The sequence below is a fragment of the Acinetobacter stercoris genome (genome assembly GCF_900323515.1).
Classification (GTDB): domain Bacteria; phylum Pseudomonadota; class Gammaproteobacteria; order Pseudomonadales; family Moraxellaceae; genus Acinetobacter; species Acinetobacter stercoris.
This window is the reverse complement of the sequence record NZ_OOGT01000398.1, coordinates 1-1,270: the sequence shown is the minus strand read 5'-3', so window position 1 is coordinate 1,270 and position 1,270 is coordinate 1. Positions and strand designations below refer to the sequence as shown.

General features: G+C 35.0%; 1 protein-coding gene. It reads left to right on the top strand.

Annotated features, from left to right (window positions below; translation table 11 throughout):
- Positions 1-148: 148 nt before the first annotated feature.
- Complete coding sequence (lpxO, locus tag KPC_RS19805) at positions 149-1,093, top strand: lipid A hydroxylase LpxO (protein ID WP_121976008.1); 945 nt, start codon at positions 149-151, stop codon at positions 1,091-1,093.
- Positions 1,094-1,270: the final 177 nt, after the last annotated feature.

Sequence of the window (1,270 nt, the reverse complement as noted above, 5' to 3'; positions counted from 1 at the left end):
CAACAAAACCTATCTAAAAAGGAAAAATGATTATAATCCTGAACTTTTCCCATGAATTTGCTATTATTAATACACTTAAAAATTTTATTGAATTATCTCTCAAACTCGAAAACGAAATAAATAAGTTTTCTCAAATGTGAGTAGCTGTATGATTAAGTGGATCATATTGGCGATTTTTGTGATTTCAGCATTGTATATCCAAAATCGCGGCAAAGTGCGTCATTCGTTTTATCGTCAGTTTTTTGACCATTCAACGATTCTTGCCCCCGTTAACTTCTTGATGTATATCTTTTCAAAAGTACCAAATCAGCCTTATATCGATACCAAATATTTTGCGGATCTCAAAGTGCTGGATGAAAACTGGGAAATGATACGAGATGAAGCTCAAGCACTTTATGCTAAAGGTGGAATTAAAGCTTCAAGTACATATGATGACCTAGGATTTAATTCCTTTTTTAAAACGGGATGGAAACGTTTTTATTTGAAATGGTATGATTCAGCACATCCTTCAGCTGCTGAGCTTTGTCCAAAAACAACGGCATTGTTAAAAACACTGCCAACAATTAAGGCAGCAATGTTTACTGAACTTGCTCCAGATAGTCGTCTGGTTCGTCATCGTGATCCATATGCGGGTTCGCTTCGCTATCATTTAGGTTTGATGACACCAAATGATGACCGTTGTTTTATCGATGTCGATGGTCAAAGATATTCATGGCGTGATGGGCAGAGTGTGGTTTTTGATGAAACTTATATTCATTATGCTGAAAATAAGACAGATCAAAATCGGATTATCTTTTTTGCTGATGTTGAGCGTCCTTTAAAAAGTCGGATCATGGAAAAATTTAACCATTGGTTTGGTAAAAATGTCATGACAGCAGCAAGTTCACCAAACGAAGCGGGTGACCAAACAGGGGGATTAAATAAAGCCTTTGGTTATGTTTATCAAATCCGCCTAAAAGCAAAAGCCTTAAAAGCATCTAACCGAACATTGTATTACATTTTAAAATGGGCACTGATGTTGGGAATTTTCTTCCTGATTTTTATCCGTCCGTACATGCCACAAATTATTCATTTCTTCCAACAGTACATTTAAAAATTAAACGCCCCAAAGGGGCGTTTTTTATTAGACTTGGATTTCAGATGAAGTGTAAAAGAAGTTAATTGCTGTATGAACTAAGACGGGGTGTCACCAAGTCAGTCTAGGAAGATTTTATTAATAAAAACTTATAGGTGTTGTTCAATAAAATATTTTAATCTAATTCTAATAAAT